7 protein-coding genes are annotated in these 6442 nt (G+C 52.6%); 3 read left to right on the top strand and 4 right to left on the bottom strand.

The window, feature by feature from the left end:
- Positions 1-146 precede the first annotated feature (146 nt).
- The 3 genes from PsW74_RS24340 (at position 147) to PsW74_RS24330 (ending at position 3182) form a co-directional block, all read left to right on the top strand.
- Positions 147-1211: an AraC family transcriptional regulator gene (locus PsW74_RS24340; RefSeq protein WP_082830696.1), complete on the top strand. Its 1065-nt coding sequence runs from the start codon at positions 147-149 to the stop codon at positions 1209-1211.
- 319 nt (positions 1212-1530) lie between these two features.
- Positions 1531-2337: a 3-methyl-2-oxobutanoate hydroxymethyltransferase gene (panB, locus tag PsW74_RS24335; protein WP_063287105.1), complete on the top strand. Its 807-nt coding sequence runs from the start codon at positions 1531-1533 to the stop codon at positions 2335-2337.
- Between the two features lie 149 nt (positions 2338-2486).
- On the top strand, positions 2487-3182 hold the full coding sequence (locus PsW74_RS24330; protein ID WP_208988132.1) for an isochorismatase family cysteine hydrolase: 696 nt from the start codon (positions 2487-2489) through the stop codon (positions 3180-3182).
- Here PsW74_RS24330 and PsW74_RS24325 read toward each other — a convergent pair.
- The 4 genes from PsW74_RS24325 to PsW74_RS30030 all read right to left on the bottom strand — a co-directional run.
- Complete coding sequence (locus tag PsW74_RS24325; RefSeq protein ID WP_063287107.1) at positions 3179-3997, bottom strand: phosphodiesterase; 819 nt, start codon at positions 3995-3997, stop codon at positions 3179-3181. The two genes, PsW74_RS24330 and PsW74_RS24325, sit on opposite strands and share 4 nt — an antisense overlap.
- Before the next feature lie 460 nt (positions 3998-4457).
- Positions 4458-4589: a DUF2474 family protein gene (locus PsW74_RS28750; RefSeq protein ID WP_152986720.1), complete on the bottom strand. Its 132-nt coding sequence runs from the start codon at positions 4587-4589 to the stop codon at positions 4458-4460.
- Positions 4589-5596 (bottom strand): cytochrome d ubiquinol oxidase subunit II, encoded by a 1008-nt coding sequence (cydB, locus tag PsW74_RS24320; protein WP_063287108.1) that lies wholly within the window; start codon positions 5594-5596, stop codon positions 4589-4591. The genes PsW74_RS28750 and cydB overlap by 1 nt, the downstream gene beginning before the upstream one ends.
- A partial coding sequence (locus PsW74_RS30030; RefSeq protein WP_244277902.1) for a cytochrome ubiquinol oxidase subunit I occupies positions 5586-6442 on the bottom strand: 857 nt, incomplete at its 5' end. The genes cydB and PsW74_RS30030, both read right to left, overlap by 11 nt.

The following is a 6442-nucleotide window of genomic DNA, read 5'->3' as shown; positions in this document are numbered from 1 at the left end:
CGTTCCCTCCCCGAACTGTGAAAACCTCACCCTACGGCAAGATGGGGCAGGTTTAGAAGGACATATACGGACGTAGGGCGGACAAATTCGGTCATATCTTGCGGTCACTCCCGTGTTTCCGTAGCATGACTGCATTGGGAGAGGGCATGCATTCTGAATTTGGCCAGTTGGCACCGCCAGAAGTGGCGCAGCATTCAAAGGTTCCACCGCACCTGTTGCGCTATCTGTTGCAGGAGCTGGAGCAGCGCGGCATCGCCGCAGAAAAGGTGCTGCCTCACACATTCCTGAGCCAAAACACTGACCCCTCGGTGTTTCTATCTCATGAGGCCCGCCTGACCTATCAGCAGAGCCGCCTCATCATCCTCAAAGCACTGGCGTTGACGGGAGATGAAAGCCTCGGCCTTGCTGTCGGCCACCGTCAGTCCATCACCTCTCTCGGGCTCGTCAGCCTTGGCGTTATGGCAAGTGCAACGGGAAGAGCGGCGCTTGAGTTCGGCATCAAGTACCACCGCCTGACCGGAAGCATGCTGGAGATTGATCTGGAACCTGCAACCGATAATGCAATCACGATGATTGCGCGCAGCCGGTTCCATGAGCCAGTGTTGCTCACGTTCTTTGTGCAGGAACTGTTTGCCGCCATGGTAGGCGTTGTCCGTTTCACAACAGGAAGCAAGCAAGCCATTCAGCGTATTGAGATGATGCAGGCACCACCAGCAAAGAAAAGCCTCTATCAGGAGGCACTCGGACCATCTGTCAGGTTTGATGCGTCACGAAATGCAATATTTTTTGACACAGAGCACCTGCAACGTCCACTGGCAACCGCAGACAGGTTTGTTGTGCAGGAAGTTGAAACACTTCTGGCAGGCATGATGCAGGAAGAACGCAACCGTCTGGGCTTCCTTAAAACCGTGGAGGAAGAAGTCCGCCGTAGCCTGAAAAGCAATCCATCCATCGAAGAAATTGCGGGTGGGTTCTCCATGAGCGAGCGCAGTTTTCGGCGCAAACTAGCCGCTTTTCAAGTCTCCTTCCGCGATATCCTCTCGCAGATCCGCCAGTCGCAAGCCATGGAGCTGCTCTTATGGTCGCGCTTGTCTTCTGAACAGATCGCAGCAGAGCTTGGCTACTCGGATCCAAGGGTGTTTCGAAGGGCATTTAAGCAATGGACAGGGGAGACTCCTAGCCAGTTTAGAAAGTCCGCAATTCAACTGTGAATGGTACATACCGCACCAAAAGTCCCATTGGGTATCTCAACGTTATTTTATATTCTCCGAAAATTCCTTATAAAGGCGCAGGAAGCACATGTTGCACTGCGCAATTCCGAAAGACAAAGAGTGGCTTTCGGTGAGGTCGCGCAAAGACATAAGTCTGAAAGCACAGGCACAGATCAAAAACCAATAATAATAAGCGTACGCCGGTTTGGTGCTGAACGGACTGGCAATGAGTGCGCGGAATAACAAAGAATGAAGGCAGCTGGATTGCTCCAGACAAAGGGCCAGCTGCTTTGGATGAACGAAACGGGCACCTAAAACAATGTCTCATACATCTGCGACTCGGCGGAAAACCATTAAAGACATCATGAAGGCAAAAGGCCATCACAAGCTGGTCTGCCTCACAGCCTACACTGCACCAATCGCACAGATGCTGGATGAGCATTGCGATCTGCTGCTGGTGGGCGACAGTGTCGGCATGGTGCTCCACGGCTTGCCAGACACGACAGCAGTCACGCTGGACATGATGATCATGCACGGCAAAGCCGTTATGCGTGGTTCTCAAAACGCACTTGTTGTCGTTGATATGCCTTTCGGCTCCTTTGAAGAAAGCCCACAGGCCGCATACCGCAACGCGTTGCGCGTGATGCAGGAAACCGGCTGTCAGGCCGTCAAGCTGGAATACAATTCCGCAGCGCCAGAAACCATCCGCTTTCTCGTAGACCGTGGCATTCCTGTTGTCGCTCACATCGGCCTGCGCCCGCAGTATCTGCATGTGGAAGGCGGCTATAAGGTTGCTGGCAAAAGCGAAGAAAGCCGCAAAGAACAGCTGGAATGCGCACGACAGGTAGCCGATGCAGGTGCATTCTGTGTTGTCGTTGAAGGCACAAAAGACGAAGTTGCCCGCGAAATCTCCGACAGCGTGCCAATCCCGACCATCGGTATCGGTGCTTCTGTGGACTGCGACGGCCAGATCCTTGTCACCGATGACATGCTTGGCATGTTCGACAAGACGCCAAAATTCGTGCGCAAGTACGCTGAACTGAAATCCCAGATCGAACAAGGTGTAAAGGCGTTTGCAAATGACGTTCGCCGCGAGCAATTCCCGGCTGAGAACGAAACTTACTAAGATCGAAGACAGCCGTCGGGATCAGTAGCACCAGCTGGATTGTGTGCAAGTCCTGACGGCTTTGCTCCCCAAAATTTGGAAATGTCAGCCCCCCACAGCAGCATGATATGGTGTGGGGACTGGCATGTCTTGGCTTGGGGGAGCGAACGGTGCTTATTCTGGTTTTAGGAGCTTTACTTTGCGTGGCAGCCCTTGCTGCCTATACCTTTTGGGGTGTCCTCAACATTCAAACACCAACCAACGGCCCGTTGATCATGTTTGAAGGCCGCAGAGGCACTGCGCTGTTGGTGATTGATGTTCAAAGTGACTTCATCAAGGAAACCAGCTCTCGAAGTTGGGAGCCCGACTATCTGCAAGCCCGCCTCAACTACATAAACGCGCTTGGTGAGCTGGCACAGCAAAAAGGCTGGCCAGTCATCTCCATCCGTCAAGTTTACAAGGGATGGTACACCAACCTTCTGGTCCGCCTGTTGGGAGGAGGTTTGGGGGCAAAAGGCTCTGATGGCCTAAAGATAGATCCAAGCATAACTATTGAGCCAGATCTGGATCTCGTGAAATCAAAGAGCGACGCTTTTGGCGAACCAGCGCTCGCTGAGTTCCTGAAAAATCAAGAAGTTGACCACCTGATCGTGACAGGGCTGGATGGTAATGCCTGCGTCAAGAACACAACAATCGGTGCGCTTAACAGAGGGTACCGCGTCGAACTTTGCGACCCCGCCATTCTCGCCCAAAATCAGAAGGCATGGAAACTGCAGAAGGAGGCACTGCAGGAAATGGGCACCGCCGTCTCATGGGACATCATTGAGAACGGAGCCGATCTCATAACTGAGAAAGACTCAGCCTAATCAATCAGTTTGCCATCCTTATCAAAGAATGGGTGTTGGCCACCAAAGTCGCCGATAAAACTCAAATGGTTGATCAGTTCGCCCTCGGACCAGCGGAACACACGCACCGCTGGTGGGTCCATAACAAAGCCAGGTTCCCCGTCCGGATCCAGATCAAGCGTGACCTGATGGCCTGAAGCAGGGCAGATGCTCACTGGAATGCCGTTCTTGAAGACTTCGATCGCTCGGTGAACATGACCACAAGCAATCTGTCGGATTTGTGATTGCCCTGTAACCACAGGCCAGAAGTCCTCATCAGCGCGCATCAGCATAATATCATCCATATGCTGAATACCCGTCTTGAACGGTGGGTGATGCATGAACACCAAAGTCGGCTGATCTTTATGTGCGTCCAGTTCATCACGCAACCACGCTTGCTTATCAGCATCAAAATGGCCGTCATGCTTGCCCGGAATGGTCGTATCCAGCCCGATAATGCGTAGGCCGTCTTTCTCAATGGAAAACTGAAGCGCACCCTCTGAAGTCAGGTAGTCATGATCCGCAAACGCATCCCGCATTGCATCCCGGTGATCGTGATTACCGGGGATCACATAAAACGGCATATCCAGCTGGTCGATCTCTTGCCGGAACAACTCATACTCATCTGCATTGCCCAAATCCACCAGATCGCCGCTAATCACCACAAAATCAAGTCGTGGACGAAATGCGTTGAGATGCGCAACGGCCTGACGCAAATGAGAAAGCGTATCAACACAGTTGTAGGCGAATTTTCCGCCAGCCTTGATGTGAATGTCGGTAAGCTGCGCGAAGATCATGTGTGGTACCCCAAAAAAATAGGCTGCAAGTCAGAATAAACTTTAAGCGATGAATAAGCCTGCGTCAGCGGAATTTGCGCTGCTGACTAATCCGTCTGACCTCAAACAACAAGTGAACTTTTCATGACAGGGGCATGGTTGCAAGAAATCACTTCGACAATCAGAAGGAGTAGGCAGGTGTCGGCCGTAATACAACCACAGGCCACCCACATATTAGCATCGCCTTGATTTGCTCATTTTCGCCAGTTTTAGGCAATAAAATCGCCTAACTGCGGGTTTTGACGCATTGAAAGGATTTTTAAAACATATCACAGTACACCCCTGAAATATGAGAGGCGAATTTTCGGGAGATATTCGGCTCCGGACAGTTTCGAGCCGTAGCGGAGGAGGAACCGCAAGCGGTTCATTGGGAGAAGGGCGTGCTATGGGGATAGCACGCCCTTATTTTTTGCTGGGTCTGTTAAATAATCAGACTTCTTAAGGCGTAAGAGACCACTGCGATGGAGGCAACGCCTGCCACCCAAAGGGCTGCAAACCAAAGCAACCGCTTCCATAAAGGTTGGTCAATTTCGCCGGTTTTATCGAGGCTCATTAGTGATACCCTTCCGTTGATTTGATCTTGCCGCGGAACACGTAGTACGCGTAGGCCGTATAAGCGAGGATCATCGGGATGAGGATGACCGCTCCCACAAGCAGGAACTTAAGACTGCTGTCAGGCGCGGCAGCTTCCCAGAGGGTGTAAACATTTGGCACCACATAGGGGAAGATGTTGATCCCAAGTCCCACATAAGTCAGCAGGAAGATCACCAGTGATGCGAGGAACGGTGTGTAATCCGCATCGCTCATCAAAGCCCGCCACAGCACCAGCGTGGTGACTGCTACAAGAAGTGGAACCGGGAATGTGTAAAGCAGATACGGGAAGCTGAACCACTTCTCCATAATGCTCTCATTGATGAACGGCATCCACATGCTGACCAGCAGAAGGAAGCCAATCAGGATAAGAGCGGCGTACTTCGAAACGCGGCGGAAATGCGCTTGCGGCACACCCTCCAGCTTCATCACCAGCCATGTAGCGCCAAGCAAGGCGTAGCCGGAGATCACGGCAAAACCGGTCATGACAGAAAATGGTGTCAGCCAGTCCCACCAGCCGCCGGCATAGGTGCGGTCAACCACCTCAATGCCTTGCACAAGCGTGCCAAGCACCAGTCCCTGACAGAACGCAGCAACGATAGACCCTGCAAAGAAGGATATATCCCAGAACGGCCTGCGCTCAACAGATGACTTGAAGCGGAACTCAAAGGCAACGCCTCTGAAGATCAACCCGATCAACATGCCAATAATCGGTGCGTAGACCGCAGGCATAATGACCGAGTAGGCCAGCGGGAACACGGCAAACAAACCACCGCCACCAAGGACGAGCCAGGTCTCATTGCCATCCCAAACAGGAGCAACACTGTTCATCATCAATGTGCGTTCATCAGCGTCTTTGGTGGTCGGATACAAGATCCCGATGCCAAGATCAAAGCCATCCAAAATCACATAGGCGAAGATCGCGACTGCAATGAGAAAACCCCAAATGAGTGGATAATCAAGAATCATGAGAACGATCTCCCTCATGTGGTTGAAGCGCCTGTGCAGGAGTGATGCCTGCGGTTCTGACAGGTACGCCTTCCTCAACGCCCTGGCTCGCATCCGGAGACTTCGCCATGGACCGGAAGATGTAGAAGATACCAACGCCAAAGACGATACAGTATACCGCTACAAAGATGACCAGCGAGGCCCAGACGGCGGGTGCTTCAACGGGTGAAACGGATTCTGACGTCTTGAGCAACCCGTAAACCGTGTAAGGTTGGCGACCAACTTCCGTTGTCGTCCAGCCCGCGATGACAGCGACGAAACCAGCTGGCCCCATAACGATGGAAGCTCGCTGAAGCCATTCACTCTCATAAAGCCGGCCACGCATGCGAGACCAAAGCCCCCATACGCCAACCAGCAACATCAAGACACCAATACCAACCATGATGCGGAATGACACAAACACGATCGCTGCCGGTGGCCAGTCTTCCCGTGGAAACTCATTCAAACCAGGGACAACACCATCGAGGCTGTGGGTCAGAATAATGCTGGAAAGATAAGGGACCTCAATCTTGTACTTTGTTTCTCCAGCTTCCACATCCGGCCATCCAAAGAGGATGAGCGGGGCAGGGCCTTGGGAATCAAAGTGCCCCTCCATAGCAGCAACCTTGGCAGGCTGATGCTCCAGAGTGTTGAGGCCGTGATAGTCTCCCGCAAGCATCTGGATTGGCGTGACCACAATCATCATCCACATGGCCATGGAGAACATCACCTGCGCCGCTGCATTAAAACGGTTCTTCAACAGATGATAGGCACCCACGGCACCAACCACGAAGGCTGTGGTCAGGTAAGCTGCCAGCACCATGTGCA

The sequence above is a fragment of the Pseudovibrio sp. W74 genome (genome assembly GCF_001623085.1).
Lineage (GTDB): Bacteria > Pseudomonadota > Alphaproteobacteria > Rhizobiales > Stappiaceae > Pseudovibrio.
This window is presented reverse-complemented; position numbering and strand designations above follow the sequence as displayed.